Origin of the sequence: Sphingomonas hankyongi, assembly GCF_023516575.1 — a bacterium.
Lineage (GTDB): Bacteria > Pseudomonadota > Alphaproteobacteria > Sphingomonadales > Sphingomonadaceae > Sphingomicrobium > Sphingomicrobium hankyongi.
In genome coordinates, this window is sequence record NZ_JAMGBE010000002.1 from 391,444 (window position 1) to 408,818 (window position 17,375).

Here is a 17,375-nt window from a genome sequence, read left to right on the forward strand (position 1 = left end):
ACGACCGCAGCCCGCTCCGTCATCGACATGAGCCGCGGCCTATGAGTGAGACGGTCCATCGGGTTCCCGACGGATTTGGTGCGCGGATCGGACCGCGCGAGCTCGCCGAGCTCAACGCCCTCGCTGATGCCCAGCCGGACCGCTTCTGGCTGGACCAGGCGAAGCGGCTGACATGGAACAAGTCCCCAACGGAGGCGGGGGACTGGTCCTTCGACGAAGACACGTTCGGCATCCGCTGGTTCGCGGACGGCGAGCTCAACCTTTCGGTCAATTGCCTGGACCGTCACCTGCCGGCGCATGGCGACCGCGTGGCGCTGATCTTCGAAGCCGACGAGCCGGGACAAGGACGATCGATGACCTACCGGGAGCTCTATGAAGAGACCTGCCGGTTCGCGAACTTGCTGAAGCAGCGAGGTGTCAAGCGCGGCGACCGCGTGATGATCTACATGCCGATGATCCCCGAAGCGGCGGCGGCGATGCTGGCTTGTGCACGCATCGGCGCGATACACTCGGTGGTGTTCGGCGGCTTTTCGCCGGAGAGCCTTGCCGGCCGCATAGACGATTGCGACGCCTGCGCGGTGATCACCGCCGACGAGGGCGTCCGCGGCAGCAAGTACATCCCCCTCAAGCGCAACGTCGACGCTGCGCTCGAGGAAGGTGACGTGCCCACGGTGATCGTCGTCAAGCGAACCGGCGCCGACGTTCCGATGAAGCGCGGCCGCGATATCTTCTATTCGGATTGGCGCGACGCGCTCGCCACCGAGTGCGAGCCCGAGGTCATGAATGCCGAGGACCCATTGTTCATCCTCTACACCTCGGGATCGACGGGCAAGCCCAAGGGCGTGGTCCACACCACCGGGGGCTACGCCGTTTGGGTCGCGACGACGTTCGACTGGGTGTTCGATTATCGTTCAGAGGATATCTTCTGGTGCACCGCCGACATCGGCTGGGTGACCGGTCACAGCTACGTGGTCTACGGCCCGCTGTTGAACCGTGCGACGAGCGTGATGTTCGACGGCGTTCCCAATTACCCGGACTTCGGACGTTTCTGGGAAACCGTGGACCGCCTAGGCGTGACGATCTTCTACACTGCGCCCACCGCAATCCGGGCTCTCGAGCGAGAGGGCGACGACTGGGTCACCAGATACTCGCGTAGGTCGCTGCGCCTGCTCGGCACCGTCGGAGAGCCGATCAATCCCGATGCCTGGGAATGGTATTACCGCGTCGTCGGGGATAGTCGCTGTCCGGTCGTCGACACATGGTGGCAGACCGAGACCGGCGGCATCCTGATCTCGCCTTTCCCGGGCGCGACGGACATGAAGCCCGGCTCCGCGACCAAGCCGCTGCCGGGAATCAAGCCGCTTCTGGTCGATGCCCAGCACAATGTGCTGGAGGGCGCGACGAGCGGAAATCTATGCATTGCCAGCTCATGGCCGGGACAGATGCGCACCGTCTGGCAGGATCACGGCCGCTTCTTCGAGACCTACTTCAAGGCCTACCCGGGACTCTACTTTACCGGGGACGGCTGCCGGCGCGACGAGGACGGCTATTATTGGATCACCGGCCGGGTGGACGACGTCATCAATGTTTCGGGGCACAGGATCGGAAGCGCGGAGGTCGAAAGCTCGCTGGTGTCGCATCGCAAGGTCGCCGAGGCGGCCGTCGTCGGCTACCCGCACGACATCAAGGGCCAGGCCATCTACGCGTACGTGACCTTGAACGCCGGTGAAGAAGGCGATGAGGACCTCCGCAAGGAACTGATCCAGGAAGTTCGCCACGATATCGGCGCTTTCTCCGCGCCTGAGAAAATCCATTTCACACCCGCGCTACCGAAGACGCGCTCGGGCAAGATAATGCGTCGGATCCTCCGCAAGATCGCGGAAGGGGCCACGGACGGATTTGGGGACACGTCGACGCTGGCCGATCCCACTGTCGTGGATGCACTGCTGGCGGGGCGCCAATGACAGCGCTGGCGATGCTGGCTGCGGCAGCCACCACCACCTTCAATCCCGTAGAATTCTTCCAGGGCCAGACCCACGGCGACGGCACGCTGAAGATCATCTTCCAGTCACCGAAACGCATGTCGGTCGACAGTCAGGGCAGCATGGAAAAAGACGGCTCGCTCGTCCTGAAACAGACAATCCATGAACCGCAGAAGCCGCCGAGGACGCGCTACTGGCGGCTGCGTCAGACTGGCCCGAACCGCTTCGAGGGAACCCTGACCGATGCTGCAAGCGCCGTGCGGGTGGACGTCGTCAGGGAACGAGTACGCATCCGCTACAAGGGCAAGGACAATCTCGACTTCGATCAGTGGCTTGCAGCACGAGGCCCGAAGGAGGTTACGAACACGATGCGCGTGAAGCGCTTCGGCATCACCGTCGCCCATTTCGACGAGGTCATTCGCAAGCTGGACTGATGTCGCGGCGATGCTATCCCTCCGTCCAAGGGGGAGCATTAGGAAGCATGGCGAGCATCGCGGAAACGCACCACCATTCACCCTGGTCGATGAAGCGCGTGATTGTCGCGTCGTCGGCCGGAACGGCGTTCGAATGGTACGATTTCTTCATTTTCGGCAGCCTCGCGCCGGTCATATCCAAAGTCTTCTTCGCCGGGCTCGACCCTACCCCGGCGCTGATTGCGGCCCTCGCATTGTTCGCGGCCGGATTCGCCTTCCGCCCGCTCGGAGCCCTCATCTTCGGCGTCGTCGGCGACCGGCTCGGCCGCAAGGGCGCATTCCTGATTACCGTAAGCCTGATGGGCGCAGCGACGTTCCTGATCGGCCTGCTCCCGACCTACGTGCAGGCCGGGGCGCTCGGCCCGACGCTGCTGATTCTGCTTCGAATCCTGCAGGGTGTCGCCCTCGGCGGCGAATATGGCGGTGCAGCCATCTACGTCGCGGAGCATGCCCCCAACGCCAGCCGAGGCAGCGCCACGGGATGGATCCAGTCTTCGGCCTCGTTCGGACTCCTCGCCGCCCTCCTGGTCATCGTCGGGACGCGGACCGCAATTGGCGAGGACGCCTTCCTTGCCTGGGGCTGGCGCGTGCCGTTCCTGGTCTCCGCCTTGCTCCTCGCGGTTTCGGTCTGGATGCGCGCCAAGCTCGCCGAGAGCCCGCACTTCGCCAAGCTGCGCGAAGAGGGCGAGGTCGCCAAGGCTCCGCTTGCCGAAGCGTTCGGCAATTCGCGCAACGTGAAACGCGTGCTGATCGCATTCTTCGGGATCATGTGCGCGCAAGGGGCGGTCTGGTACTTCACCTTCTTCTACATGCAGGTCTTCCTGGAACGTTCGCTCGGCCTTCCCAGCCAGACCAAGGATTTCCTGCTGATTGTCATGACCTTGGTCAGCGCGCCGCTTTACGTGTTCTTCGGCTGGCTTTCCGATCGGATGGGCCGGAAGCCCGTCATGCTCGGCGGAATGCTGCTGGCGCTGGCTCTCTATTTCCCTGCCTCGCACTGGATCGCGAACGCCGCGAACCCGGACCTGATCGCCGCACAGCATGCAACACCGATAGTCGTCGAAACCGATCCGGCGACCTGCTCGGTCCAGTTCGATCCGGTGGGCACTGCGAAGTTCGTCAGCGCCTGCGACATCTCCAAGAGCATCCTCGTCACCAGGGGCATTTCGTTCGGCACGCAGCCGAGCGCCGACGGCCTCACGCGCGTGGTCGTGGGAACCGAAGCAGTTCCGATTCAGGGTGGCGAGGGTCTCGCCGGCCCCGACCTCAAAGCTCTGAAGACGAAGACGGGCGATGCGATCGCCGCGGAGCTCGAAGCCGCGGGCTACCCTAAGACTGCCGACCCGGCGAAGGCGAACATGACCCTGCTGGTCATTGTGCTCCTGCTGTTCGTCGTTGCCTCAACCGCGCTCTACGGGCCACAGGCGGCGGCGCTGGTGGAGATGTTCCCGACAAGAGTCCGCTACACCGCCATGTCCTTCCCCTACCATGTCGGCACCGGATGGGTCGGAGGCTTCCTGCCCGTCACCAGCTTCGCGCTCGTGGCGATCACCGGGAATATCTACGAGGGGCTTTGGTACGCCGTCGTCTTCACTGCGATCTCCGTAGTGGTCTCATTCCTGTTCCTGAAGGAAACCGCCGGGCGCAGGCTCGAAGAGGTTTAGCCTAGGGCGCCCAGTGGATGTCGATCGGCTGGTCCACTTCGGCGAGGACGCGGCCGATCGGAAGCTTTGAGCTGTGCCCGTCGGCGATTGCTCCTTCCAGAAGCTCCCGCTTGTCCTGGCCGGTCAGGGTGATCAGGATCGTTCGTGCCGACAGGATCGCTGCCCGCGTCAGCGTGACGCGAGCGACGGCCGCATCCTCCGGCATCGGGTCGGGCATGACCCCGACGGCGCGCCTCGCCTTGGGCGCATCGAGGGCGGCCTGCAGGTCCGGCCCGGAGAAGATCGACGCAGTATGTCCATCTTCGCCCATGCCGAGCCAAACGAGGTCGGGCGGCCACGGGAGGTCCTGGAGCCGCGCGTCGGCCGCATTGCCTGCAAGGCGATAGTCCTCAGCGGCGCCGCTGACGATCGGCATCACCCGCGCGCCGGCCGGAAGGAAGGCCTTCGCGATCCCCTTCGCGTTCGACTGATCGTTATCGACAGGAACGAGCCGATCGTCGGTCGGGATGATCGTCACCCGCTTCCACGGCAACTTTTGCTTGGCCAGCTTGGGGAAGATAGCCGCCGCATCGCCGCCTGGCACCGCGATCAGCGACGCGTTGCGTGCATCAACCGCGCTTTCGATGATGAAGCCGACATCCCCGGCCACGGCATCGGCCAGCTCGTCGACCGAGTCATATTCCCACCATTCGGCTTCGATCATGTGCTTCCTTCTGTCTTAGCGCGGGGCCGGCTGGGCGTACCCGAACCAGCCTGCAACCGGTTGGCCTGCGCGATTCAACGCTGGACGGAACCGCAGCCGGTCGTGCGCCAAATTGCAAAGGGCCGAATCGATTGCGGCGACGCCGGTGCCCCGGTCGACGGTGCACTCGCTCACATAACCTCGCGCGTCTACCCGTAAGCGCAAGAAAACCGTCGCCCGGGAGGGCCACTGGTCCAGCAGGTCCCGCGGAATGTCGCGTCCGCGGAGTACCGGGGTGACGAGATGCGGCGGTTCCGCGACTCCTCCATCTCCTCCGCCGCCGCTCCCGCTTCCACCGAGACCGCTTCCCGTACCGGTGCCAACTCCGCCGGCGCCGGTTCCTGGCCCGCGCACGTCGGAGGCGCCCTGCGTCGGCTGCGTTCCCTGCCGCGGCGTTTCGGACGTGGCGATCTTCTGAACCGGGGGCGTCTCAATCTTCGGCTTTGGAGCGACCACCGCCGTCGCCTGGCTCCTGATGTTCTCGGGCGACGAACCGCCCTCCTCCTCTTTGGGCCTGGTTTGCTGCTCCTGCGGCGGCGGCGGCGGCTCTGGCGGGGGCGGGACTTCGTTCACGTCGAACACGCGCATCACGCTTTGCGGGTCTGTCAGATCGACGCGGCCGGACAGGTGGAGGAAGGCGAAGAGCAGCGCCGCGTGGATCGCGACCACGCCAGCGATGGCGCCTCCCCTATCTCTGGGCTTCAGGTCGGACCGGTACATGCTGCGGATGAACGCCGTTTCGGCTGCAGCGGTTGCGGCTCCGTATCAAATGAAAAGCGCCGGGTGCGGTTTACGCGCGTCCGGCGCTTCAGGGTCGGGATGTCTAGCGGCTGGCGCTTGCTGCCTTGCGTCCGCCGCCGTGGCTGGCCTTGCCGCCCTTGCTCGCGATCTCCCGCTGCTTCGCGGGATCCATCGCAGCGAAGCCGCGCTTGGATCCACCAGATGTCGTCGTCGGCATGCTCTTCCTCCCTTGTGAATTGCGCATCCGTAACGCCCGCATTCCAAGCGCGTTCACAATGCTGATGGAGGTTAGGAAACGGCCGTAACCTTTGTTGTTGGACCGGCTTCAGCCTTGCTCGGGCGGATGCTGTCCGGCTCGCTGAGGCAGGAACATGATTAGCGCCACGATCACGATCACGAGTGCGGCGGTTGCCAGCGGGCGGCTCAGCTCGAGGCCACCCTTCGCAACAGGCTTGTCGAGAAAATCTCCGACTGTCGCTCCGAGGGGCCGGGTCAGAATGAAGGCTGCCCAGAACAACAGGACATGGCTCACCCGCGTGCCGAGATAGAGCCCGGCGAGCAGCGCGAGTGCGGCACCGAACAGCAGCGCGCCGCCTGAATATCCCAGGCCTGAATCAGCCACCCAATCCCCCAGCGCTGTGCCAAGTGTCTGCGAGAAGGTAATGGTCACCCAATAGAAGGCTTCGGACTTGGATGTGACGATACTGCTCACGTCGACGGTTCCAAGCGTCTTGTGCCAGGCGAACAGCGAGAAAAGCACGCAGGCGAGCAGAAGGAGCGATCCTCCCGGATAGCCGATGCCGAGCGAGCGCGTGCAGAAGTCCGCAAGCGTCGTCCCGCATGTCGTCGAAGCAACGATGGTTGCCCAGTAAAGCCAGGGATTGAACTGCCGGGCGCGGATTTGCGCCCACACGAGGATCACAAGTGCGACGCCGAAGATTGCGGTGCCGACCAGATAGCCGTTCAGCCCGCCGGCACCCGCTTCCGGGGTCGTCTCCCCGAGCCAGGTCATGCTGACCGTATCTCCGCCGGTTTCGCCCAATGTCGTCGCGAGGATCTTGATGATCCAGAAGCCGAGCGTGACCGCGGGCACCTTCGCGAACGCTTCTATTCTTTCGTCGGTCGTCATCGTAGACTTAGGCCTATCCACGCGGTGCGCGGCGAAAGATGCCCGGACCTCGCCGAGCGTGACGTTGGCGATTGCATTGCGGAGACGATTGGCGAAGCCGGTAAGCGATCGTCGAAACGCGCTCCGCACACAATCGGCACCGCCTTCGATTCCGGCGACCCCTCCGGACCCAGGGCCACGACAATTTCTCGGTCGGGTCCCGCTTCGCCATGCCATCTCATGTGCACGAGGCGGCGTCAGGGGTCCAGATACCCATGTTGGTCCCAATTCAGGACGTCGGTGATTTTCCTCAATGTTTAACGGCGGTTAATTCTCCTTGATGACATCGAGTTAAGCTGCTCTAAACCGGGGATTCTTCGCGGGGTCCGCGAGTCGAATCGAGGGGAAGGGGGCGCCCCACATGGGTCGTTGGAGTAACGCGTACACACTCTCGGGCGGGCATCGTGCGCGCTCGATTTCAACATTCGCAGCGTCTGTGTTGTTCATTCCGTCGGCCGTGGCCGCGCAGACGGCTGGCCCGCTGTTGCCGCCGACCCGCGAAGAAGTAACCCGACAGGAAACGCCTCCCCCACCCGTTCGCCGCCCGCGTATCGACGTGGAAGGCGCGGTCGAGCGGACGCCGTGCGCGCTCGACAATCCCGATTTCCGCGACATCCGCGTGACCCTGCGCGACGTGCAATTCGATGGGCTTCAGGGACTAACGCCGGAGCAGCTCGCGCCCTCCTACGCGCAATATGTTGGCACCGACCAGCCGATCTCGGTCGTCTGCGACGTGCGCGACCGCGCTGCAGCTCTCCTCCGCGACGCCGGCTACATCGCCGCTGTCCAGGTCCCGGAGCAGCGCATCGCTGACGGCGTAGTGCACTTTCGGGTCCTGATGGCCAAGCTCACCCAGGTTCGCGTGCGCGGCGACGCCGCCGGCGCCGAAAAGGTCATCGCGGGCTATCTCGACCAATTGACCGAGCAGCCGGTGTTCAACCGGTTCGAAGCCGAGCGCTACCTGCTGCTCGCCAGCGATATCCCCGGCTACAGCACGCGGATGACCTTGCGTCCGGCCGGAACGGCGCCGGGAGAAGTCGTGGGCGACGTCACCGTCCAGCACATCGGCGCCTATGCAGACCTCAACGTCCAGAACATGGGGTCGGAAGACCTGGGCCGCTGGGGCGGGCTCGTGCGCGGCCAGCTCTTCGGCCTCACAGGTTTGGGCGATCGGACGACGCTGTCCGTCTTCACGACCGCCGATTTCGAAGAGCAGCAGACCGTCCAGCTCGGCCATGATTTTCGGGTTGGGCCGGAGGGCCTGACCGTTTCCGGCAACTTCACCTATGCCTGGGCGCGGCCCGGCATCGAGGATGCTGACGTTGAGGCGCGCACTCTGCTCAGCACGCTCGAGGTCGGCTATCCGTTCGTACGTCGCCAGGCGCGCACGTTGCGCGGCTCGGCCGGTTTCGATTTCGTCAACCAGGACGTCGACCTCGACAATATCGACCTGACCCGCGACCGGCTCCGGGTCGGCTTCGCACGCCTCGGTTGGGATGCGGTTAGCACGAATTTCGGCAACGGCCGTTCGCTTGCCGAGCCGCTGTGGCGGGCCACGGCTTTGCTGGAGCTTCGCAAGGGGCTCGACATTTTCGATGCAAGCGATCCCTGCGGCCCGAACGGCGCCGATTGCCTTGGCCCCAACGACGTTCCGCCCAGCCGCATCGAGGGACGCGCGACGGCGGGAGTTGTTCGGCTGGTGTCGTACGGCGAGGTGCGTCCCGTTCCGCGGCTGACCCTCGCTCTCGGAGCCCGGGCGCAATATGCGTGGAAGCCGCTTCTGAGCTTCGAGGAATTCTCGGCCGGCAATTACACCGTTGGGCGCGGCTACGATCCCGGTGCCCTGCTCGGCGACCGCGGTTACGGCCTGCAGAGCGAGATCCGGTTTGGCAGCCGCGTCCCGCGCACCGCCAAAAGCGCTGCGATCGAAGCCTATGCATTTTGGGACCACGCGCGCGTCAAGAATCTCGACCACCTGGTCGAGCTCGACGTCTCCAACCATCTGAATTCCGTGGGCGCCGGCGCGCGCGTCAGCTTCGACCGCTTCGCGCTCGATACCGCGCTTGCGATCCCCCTCACCCATGTCGGCCTCCTCGACGAAAAGCCGGATCCGCGGCTGCTCGTCTCCCTTTCAACCCGCCTGTGGCCATGGAGCTACAAATGACCCGATCAGTAGTTATCGCGTCTTCGCGTAATCTCACCTCCAACCGTCGGACGCTGATGCTGTCCTGCGCTGCAGCAGCCGTCGCTGCAGGTGCGCTCCACCCACAGAGGGCGGAGGCACAAGCCTTCAACGGCTCGATTTCGTCGAGCCTCAATGCATCGCAGACCGCGACTGGTACCGGCACGGAGACGATCACCGTCACGGGCTCGAAGGCCGTGATCAACTGGTCTCCCGATCTTAGCGGTACCGGCACGATCGACTTCCTGCCTAATGGCAACGTCGCAACGTTCCAGGGCGCGACGGGCGTTTCGGACTATACCGTCCTCAATCGCGTGGTCCCCGACGCAAGCCGTGCGATCGGCCTGAACGGAACCGTTCTTTCGAAGGTCGACGGCGGAGCGACCGGCGGCAAGGTCTGGTTCTACAGCCCGAACGGCATCGTCGTGGGCTCGACCGCCGTGTTCGACGTCGGCGGCCTCCTGCTGACCACGGCTGACATCCCCGACACGACGGATGACGGCTTCTCCGACTTCAGCGCCGACAACACCAGCTTCTCCTTCAGCACGAGTTCCGCGCTTTCCGGCACGAAGATCCAGATCGACCCCGGCGCGAAGATCAACGCGCTCCAGCCGAATAGCTATGTCGCCATGATCGCGCCGCGCGTTGAGCAGGGCGGCGACGTCGTCGTCCGCGGAAGCGCAGCCTACGTGGCCGCAACCAGCCTCACGATGAGCATGAACCAGGGCCTGTTCGACATCCAGGTCGATCTCGGCACGGGCGGCACGGACGACGCTCAAGGCGTGGTCCACACGGGCACAACATATTGGCCGGTCGATGCGACCGGGACGCCACGCGTCTACATGGTCGCCGTTCCTCAGGCTCAGGCACTAAACATGTTGCTTGGCGGGAATGTCGGTTTCGCCGACGCTGGCGCAGCGTCATTCGACAATGGCGTGATCGTCCTTTCCGCGGGCGGGAGCGTGAAAGAAATCGGTCAGTCGTTCCGCAGTTACAGCGCTCTCTCGGGCACGGACGCCGACCTCACGATCGATCCCGGCAATTACAATGGCCATGTCGAGGCGGTCGCCAATGGCGACATTTCGGTGCTTGCCGACAGCGGCTCGATCGCATTCGGTGGCGACGTCATCCTCCGCAGCCAGAACGCGGGCGCCAACGGCAACATCACAATGAGCGCGAGCGGTGGCAACGCCCTTGCGATTGCCGGCGACCTCACCGCCTCGACGTTCAATTCCACCTTCCTGTCGCTGGTCGATATCAGTGCGGACGGAAGCGATCTGTCCGTTGGCGGGAACCTCATGATAACCGCGGCACCAGCCCAGGACGGCAGCGCCTCGGATGTCGACATCGCCGCGCGCAACAGCGGCACTTTCAGCGTGCTCGGCGACACGCAGATCTACGCCAACATCGGCGCGTCCGTCTCCCCGGACAGCGACATCGAAGGCCGCGACAATTTCGGCGGCGACGTCGACATCACAGCCAATAGCAACGGCCAGATCAGCCTCAACGCCCTGACGGTCGACGTCAGCGCCAATGGCGAAAAGGCGCTCGGCAGCCAGACCAACAATGGCGGCGACGGCATCGGTGGCAACGTCTCGATCTCCGCCAATGGCGGCGGCTCTATCGACATCAACGGCAATCTTACGGCCACCAGCGACGGAATCGGCGGCGATGTCGAAGGAGTCGACGGAATCAATCCGGCGGTCGGCGGAAACGGTCGCGGCGGAGACATTCACATCACGTCGCAGGATGGCGACATCACCGTGCACGGCGCCACTCTGCTCAAGGCCATCGGCGTAGGCGGCAGCTACACCGGCGCCCTGCCCTTCCCCGGGGACGTCACCGGAGGCTTCGGCTTGGGCGGCAATCCCAGCGTCTTCCTTAGTGGGAACGGAACGATCACGTTCCAGGGCGCGGTGGCCCTTACCGCGAACGGAACCGGCGGCGACGCCGTCACCGGCGGCGCGGGCGAAGGCGGCATCGCCGGCTTCACCGCGATCGACGGAACCCTGGACATCGGCCCGTCGGTGACCATCGACGTCGTCGGCACCGGCGGCGACGCCAATGTCGCGTTCGGCGGCACCGGCGGTCGCGGGGATGGCGGAACTGGCTATGTCGAGGCGCGAGCCACGCTCGCCGATTCCACCGACATCATCGTTCTCGCGACCTCGGTCATCAACGGCGGCAATGTCACCATCGACGCCGGAGGCATCGGCGGTGTCGGCGGCACAAGCAATGGCGACAGTGCCCCCGGCGGAACCGGCGGCATCGGCGCGGGCGGCCTCTACACTGGCGAACTCGGCACCGGCGGCGCATTTGCGGCATCGGAAAACGGGTCTGAGATCCATCTCGGCAACGTCACGCTGAAGGCACAGGGCACCGGAGGTGCCGGCGGAGCAGGTTCAGGCCTGCAGAGCGGCGGCGTCGGCGGCGCGGCCATCGGCGGTTCGGCGGGAGCCGGCGTTTACGGCCCCCAGGGAACGGCGAGCGTCGCAACCTATGGCGCCGTGACAATGGACGTAACGGCGCAAGGCGGCGCTGGCGGCACCGGAGGCGCCGGGCAAGGCAACGGCGGCGCGGCGACGGGCGGCGGCTATGACGATCCGCAGACACCCGGCAACGACAATTGGGGCGGCGCACGCATCGACACATTCGGCGATGTCACGATGAATAGCGCAATGCTTGTCGCGCAGGCGATCGGCGGTCAGGGTGCTATCGGCGGCGATTCGTTTGGCGGCAGCGTACAGGTTGTGTCGTGGGCCGATTCAAGCAGCGACCTCACGATCAACGGCAATCTAGACCTCGTCAGCTACTCGCAAGGCGGCGGAGGTGCAGTCGGCGGCAATGCGGTTGGCGGTTACGCCGGCTTTGGCTCGCTTGAGTCAGTGGCCTCGCTCGATCCCGCAAGCGTCAACGTGACCGGGTGGGTGACGATGAACGTCGTCGGCCAGGGCGGCACGGGTAGCACCGGCGGTTCAGGAAAAGGTGGAATCGCGGAAATCCTGATCGACGCGGCTTCAATGAGCGTCGGAGGCCTGACTGCCCTTGCTAATGGAAGCGGTGGCGGTGCTACCGGGACTGGTGGCACCGGCACGGGCGGCCTGGCGACCTTCACGATCACCGCTGACGGCGGCTCGTTCGCCAGCGGTGGCGACGTATCGCTGGTGGCTCGCGGTGTCGGGGGCGCAGGCCTGGCCAATGGCGCGGGAGTAGGCGGCGACGGCGGTGATGCCTTCGGCGGCACATCCACGTTCGATATTCTCTCGACGACCGCGACCGCCGATATCGGAGGAAACCTGTTCGTGCTCGCGCAAGGCAATGCCGGGGACGGCGGCCAGGGCTCGACCGATGGCGGCGCCGGCGGTGACGGCCAGGGCGGCAGCGGGTCGATGACGATCGACGGCGACGTCACCGTGGCCGTCGATGCAATCATCAACGTCAACAGCACGGGCGGCGCAGGCGGTGCCGGTGTCAACGGCAACGGAGGCGCTGGCGGCGCCGGGCTGGCAGCCAATTCCGATTCATTGACATTGAACGGGACGCTGCAGGCCAACGGCTATTTCGGGCTCGCGCGCGCCTTCGGAGGAGCCGGCGGTGACGGCGCCACGCTGGACGGAGCGGGCGGTGACGCGTTCGCGGGAACGTCGACCATGGACGTGGCCGGGCAATTCATCGCCACAGGCCAATTCAATACGCAAAGTGCCTATATCTTCGGCGCTTCCTCGACCGCGTTCGGCGGAGTTGGAAGCAGCGGCGGATCCGCTCAAGGCGGCTCGTCGACGCTCGATCTCAGCGGCAGTGCAAACGGCAACCTCAACGTCGTTGCCAGCGGCCTTGCCGGTGTCGGCAACGCAGGTGCCGGCGGAGATGGAACCGGCGGAAGCGCATCGGTAACCGTCTCGGGAACACTTACGGACGACGGGGGCTTCGGGATCGTCCACGCCAATGGCCTGGGCGGCGACGGCACGACGTCGGGCGGCAATGCCCAGGCGGGCTCGGCGAGCCTGACGATTCAGAGTGGCGGAACTGCAACCTTCGCGACTCCTGCCTCCAGCGAGGAAAATGCAGTGCGCGCTGACGCCACTGCCGGCAACGCGACGGCGGGCGCAGGCGGCTCGGCATCGGCCGTAGACAGCCTGGCGCAGGTCAACGTCGACGCCGGCGGCCAACTCAACGCCGCGAGACTGATCGTTTCTTCGACGAGCACGGGCGGCAACGGCTCCACGGACGGGGGCACAGCGACGGCCGGCGCGGCGGAAATCAACGTCGACGGCACTGCCGCGCTCGGCAACTCGAATGTCCTCGCGCAGGCTTTCGGCGGCACCGGCACGGCTGGCATTGGCGGTGACGCAACTGCCGGGGCCGCGGACCTGCGCGTAAGCGGTACGGCGACCGGCGGCAACGTTGTCGTTCGTGCGAATGCGGTAGGCGGCAACGGAGCGGCCAGCGGCGGAGCAGCCCAGGGCGGCGATGCGTTGCTTGACGTGACTGGCAGCGCAAGCTTGGCAGCCCTCACCGTCCACGGCTCTGCCCAAGGCGGAACGAGCACGGCGGGAACAGGCGGAATTGGTAACTCCGGAGACGCCACCGTTTCTGCGGACGGCGGGAATATCGCTGTGACCGGGCAGGCGCTTGTCCTGGCGAACGGAAATGGCGGAAGCGGTTTCACAGCCGGCGGCGACGGTTTCGGGGGCACAGCTGAAGCGACGGCCGACAATGGTGGCAGCATCAGCTTCGGTGGCGTCGATTCCACCATAAACGCCAGCGGCAACGGGGGCGACAGCTCGAACGGAACGGGCGGCAATGGCACGGGCGGCGATGGTTCGGCCAATGCTTTCAACGGCGGAACGCTTGCGGGCAACTTCGTCATTGGAGCTCAATCTTCTGGCGGCGATGGCATCCAGGGTGGAGATGCCCAGGGAGGACGCGCTTCCCTGGTAGCGAGCGGGACTGGCTCAACGTTGAATCTGGCCAGCACCTGGGTGAGCTCGCAGGCGATCGGAGGCAACGGCGCAAGCAGCGGCGGCGATGCGACCGGCGGCACCACGCAGTTGGTCGTAGAATTCGGCGCGAGTGCAGCCGTAAGCGGAACGACGCTCATCGACTCCCAGGCATGGGCCGGTGCGGCAAGCGCAGGGACTGGCGGCAACGCGACTGGCGGTGATCTGCTGGCAAGCATCGAAGCGGGCTCGACGGCCACGCTCGCTAACCTCGACGCAACCGCGGATGCTCACGCCGGCAGCGGCGTCGATGGCGGAAATGGCCAGGCGGGGATCGCCAATGTCCTCGTCGACGGCGGCAGCCTGACGCTCACCGGCAACAATAGCATTCATTCCATTGGGTATGGCGGCGACGCGACAACAGGGACCGGGGGCACCGGCACAGGCGGTGTTGGACCGGGGACTGCAGGCAATGAAGGCGGCGCACAGCTGCTCGCAATCAACGGCGGAACAGTCTCAGTCTCATCTCTCGACGTGAATGCCGATGGCTTCGGCGGCAATTCTACCGGCGGCCAAGGTGGCGATGGAGTCGCCGGGTTCGCGCTCACCGAGACGCATGGCAACTTCACCGGTACCGGCGAAATCTTCGTCAGCGCTGATGGTGAAGGCGGCGACGGCGCCAGCGGCGGAGGCGATGGGCTCGGCGGTGACGCAGCGGTTCGCCTGGCCGGTGCAAGCAATCTTTCAGGCGATGTTTCGATACGCGCCGCAGGCACCGGTGGCGCTTCGGCCAACGGCACGGGCGGCGATGGCACCGGAGGCTATGCGCGAACGACTGCTTTCAATGGCGCAACGGCAACGGTCCACAATCTGACCGTCGATTCCAGCGGAACCGGTGGGGACGGCTTCAATGGCGGTGATGGGACGGGCGGCCAGCTCGTCGGCAGCTCCGGCGGCTCGGTCGTACAGACGGCGGGTCCTGCCTCTTATGCGCTGACTGGACAGACGATCATCACTTCCAATGGCGCCGGTGGCAACGCCACGGGCGCGGGCGGCGTCGGCGGCAGCGGCCTCGGCGGAGCCATTGGCGTGAATGCGGTTTCGGGCCCGCTGACATTCGGCGCTGCCTCGATCGACGCGAATGGACTGGGGGGCGCGGGCTCAACCGCGGGCACCGGCACGGGCGGCGCCGTGCAGATCCAAGCCGATGCCGGCGCCATGAGCGGCGGGGCGGTAACGATCCATGCGAACGGCTCGACCGATGGCGGCGATGTTTCGCTATCTACAATAAATGCCGGAAGCATCACATTTGCCTCGCTGAATGCGACAGCCAACGGCGCCTCGGCGGACGCGGGCGACATCACCGTCGATGTCGATGCGACCAGCACGATGGCGCTCGGAAATGCTTCGTTCACTGCCAACGGCGCCAGCCCGCCGGGCAGCGGCGAAGACGGTATCGAGTTCGGTGTGCTCGGCACGCTCTCGGCAAGTCAGCTTCAGCTCACCTCCACCGATGACATCCTGTTCGAGCTGTTCTCGGGCGGCCAGATGACGGTTTCCGGCACGCTGCAAGCAGATTCATCGTCAGTCATTCGCCTGGTTGGAGACGGCAGCGCCGCACTCCTCCAGTCGAACACGCTGGACCTGGCCGGGGCCGACATCCAGTTCTCCGCCGACATCCAGGCTGCGGACATCTTGCTGACCCTGCCTGGCGATTATGCGGTCGGATCGCTTCCGGTGGCGGGCAACAGCCTGACGATCAACGCCGGCGGCGACATCAGCGCGCTCGAAAGCATCTTCTACGGCGCCGGGCTGGCGCTGAACGCCGCAGGCGATATCTCGATCGTCGACATATTGCTCTCCTCGGGCGATCTCAGTCTCGCCGCCAACTCGGGCAACATCACTGCCGGCAATCTGGACGCCGCAGGCGATGTAAGCGCCACTTCGGCCGGCTCCATGCAGCTCGGTAACGTTTCCGGGCAGGCAGTCGCACTCAATGCAGGCACGACGCTGGACGCGCTTCTGATTGACGGCACGACCGTCAGCGCTGCCGCCGGAGGTGCAATGCAAGTCGACGGCGTAAACGCCGCCGGCGCTGTCGCGCTTAACTCCGGCGCGGCGCTGAACGTTGGTGATGTCAGCGGCGGCGCGATCGCTCTCTCGTCGACGGATGCGAGTGTCACCACTGGCGATCTCAGCGGGTCCAGCGTTTCCGTGACGGCCGGAACCGACCTGTCGGTCGGCGATGTCGACGCCACGTCGACGGCGAGCTTCACGGCCGGCGGTCTCGCTGGCTTCTACGGCCTGGTCTCGGCCCCGACGATCAACGTGACTTCAGGCGACATCAATATCGCGGACGGTGCGAGCCTCGGCTCGTCGTTGACCAATGTTATCAACCTGCTCGCGGTTAGCGACAGCCCCGTAATCCTCGGCAGCGGCGGCAGCGTTGCGCCGGGCCAATATGTCCTCGACGAAGACGGCGACATCGTTGCGGACACGGTCAACTTCACCGCGCAATCCGCTGGCAATGGTGCCGCTCCGAACATACTCGTTCGCGACGCGACGATCGAAGGGAGCCAGACGGCGGGCGGCGGAGTGTCGACGGTGAACGTGTCCACCGGGAGCGACATCATCGTCGAAGGCGACGTCAGCTTCGTCAACGCATCCGCCACCGACGCGCTCAACCTGTCGGCCGGCGACGCGATCAAGGTCGTCACCGATACCGGCAGCATTTCGATGACCGATAGCGCCGGCGGCCTCTCGGGATCGCTCGGCCTCACCGCGCACGATGTCTGGGTCGCCGATCAGGCGCTGCTCAACCAGCTTAGCGCGAATCCCGACTTTGCCGGCTTCGAGGATGCGCTCGGGATCAACAACGGTCCAGTGAACCCTGACGGTTATGTTACCGCCGGCGGGATCACCGTCACGATGCTTGGCAGCAGCTTCCTGGTCCAGAACACCGGGACGACCGATGCTCCGGCCGGCCTGACCGTCGGCGACGGCGGTCTGCACATCGTCAACCTCGGCAGCGATCCCGCGACGGTGATCCTGTTTGGGCAGCAGAATAGCGGCGGCACCGTCACCAGCGGAGACGCTTTTTATGACAGCGTCGAATTCAGCGGCTCTGGCGGGTTCACCGGCAATTCCGCGGTCAATGGCTGCGACGTCGGCAACGGCTGCGCTCCCGACGTCCCGCCGGGCACCATCGGCGGCGCTGAATCGATCCTCGGCCCGGTCGGTCTCATGAATAGCCCGAGCGACTTGATCGCCGGCAACGACGACGACGAGATCTTCGGACCGGGCGGCGAGCAGCTGGCCGGAGAAGAGGGCGACGGCGACGAGGACGACGACCAAAGCGACGACAGCGAGTCCGGCGCCGACGCGTCGGTTGGAATCATCAACACCGGGCCGGTCTCGATCGACCAGCCGGTCGACGAGCCGGTCACGAGCGGCAGCGACGGCCCCGGCGGCTCGAATTAATCG

The 17,375-nt window shown here is 65.4% G+C and carries 9 protein-coding genes; 5 read left to right on the plus strand and 4 right to left on the minus strand.

From position 1 onward, the window contains the following. The first annotated feature begins 41 nt into the window (after positions 1–41). From acs to LZ538_RS06655, 3 genes are read left to right on the plus strand one after another with little or no spacing between them, the layout of a single operon-like run. On the plus strand, positions 42–1,964 hold the full coding sequence (gene acs / locus LZ538_RS06645) for an acetate--CoA ligase (RefSeq protein ID WP_249831208.1): 1,923 nt from the start codon (positions 42–44) through the stop codon (positions 1,962–1,964). Further along, entirely contained in the window at positions 1,961–2,416 is a 456-nt protein-coding gene (locus tag LZ538_RS06650; protein ID WP_249831209.1) for a DUF3833 family protein, read from the plus strand. The genes acs and LZ538_RS06650 overlap by 4 nt, the downstream gene beginning before the upstream one ends. A 47-nt stretch (positions 2,417–2,463) precedes the next feature. Continuing rightward, entirely contained in the window at positions 2,464–4,119 is a 1,656-nt protein-coding gene (locus LZ538_RS06655; RefSeq protein ID WP_249831210.1) for an MFS transporter, read from the plus strand. Between the two features lies 1 nt (position 4,120). On the opposite strand, the gene LZ538_RS06660 is transcribed toward LZ538_RS06655, so the two are convergent. The 4 genes from LZ538_RS06660 to LZ538_RS06675 form a co-directional block, all read right to left on the minus strand. Then, entirely contained in the window at positions 4,121–4,822 is a 702-nt protein-coding gene (locus tag LZ538_RS06660; RefSeq protein ID WP_249831211.1) for a 6-phosphogluconolactonase, read from the minus strand. A 15-nt stretch (positions 4,823–4,837) separates the two neighbouring features. Then, a complete protein-coding gene (locus LZ538_RS06665) occupies positions 4,838–5,530 on the minus strand; it encodes an energy transducer TonB (RefSeq protein WP_249831212.1) in 693 nt (230 codons plus the stop codon). A 154-nt stretch (positions 5,531–5,684) separates the two neighbouring features. Then, positions 5,685–5,819 (minus strand): KGG domain-containing protein, encoded by a 135-nt coding sequence (locus tag LZ538_RS06670; RefSeq protein ID WP_249831213.1) that lies wholly within the window; start codon positions 5,817–5,819, stop codon positions 5,685–5,687. Positions 5,820–5,927: 108 nt separating this feature from the next. Further along, positions 5,928–6,731, minus strand: coding sequence for a COG4705 family protein (locus LZ538_RS06675; RefSeq protein ID WP_249831588.1), 804 nt, complete (start codon positions 6,729–6,731; stop codon positions 5,928–5,930). Between the two features lie 496 nt (positions 6,732–7,227). Between LZ538_RS06675 and LZ538_RS06680 the strand changes: the two genes are divergently transcribed. Both LZ538_RS06680 and LZ538_RS06685 read left to right on the plus strand, forming a co-directional pair. Next, positions 7,228–8,934: a ShlB/FhaC/HecB family hemolysin secretion/activation protein gene (locus tag LZ538_RS06680; RefSeq protein WP_249831214.1), complete on the plus strand. Its 1,707-nt coding sequence runs from the start codon at positions 7,228–7,230 to the stop codon at positions 8,932–8,934. Then, positions 8,931–17,372: a beta strand repeat-containing protein gene (locus tag LZ538_RS06685; protein WP_249831215.1), complete on the plus strand. Its 8,442-nt coding sequence runs from the start codon at positions 8,931–8,933 to the stop codon at positions 17,370–17,372. Before LZ538_RS06680 ends, LZ538_RS06685 begins: the two co-directional genes overlap by 4 nt. The last annotated feature ends 3 nt before the right edge of the window (positions 17,373–17,375 follow it).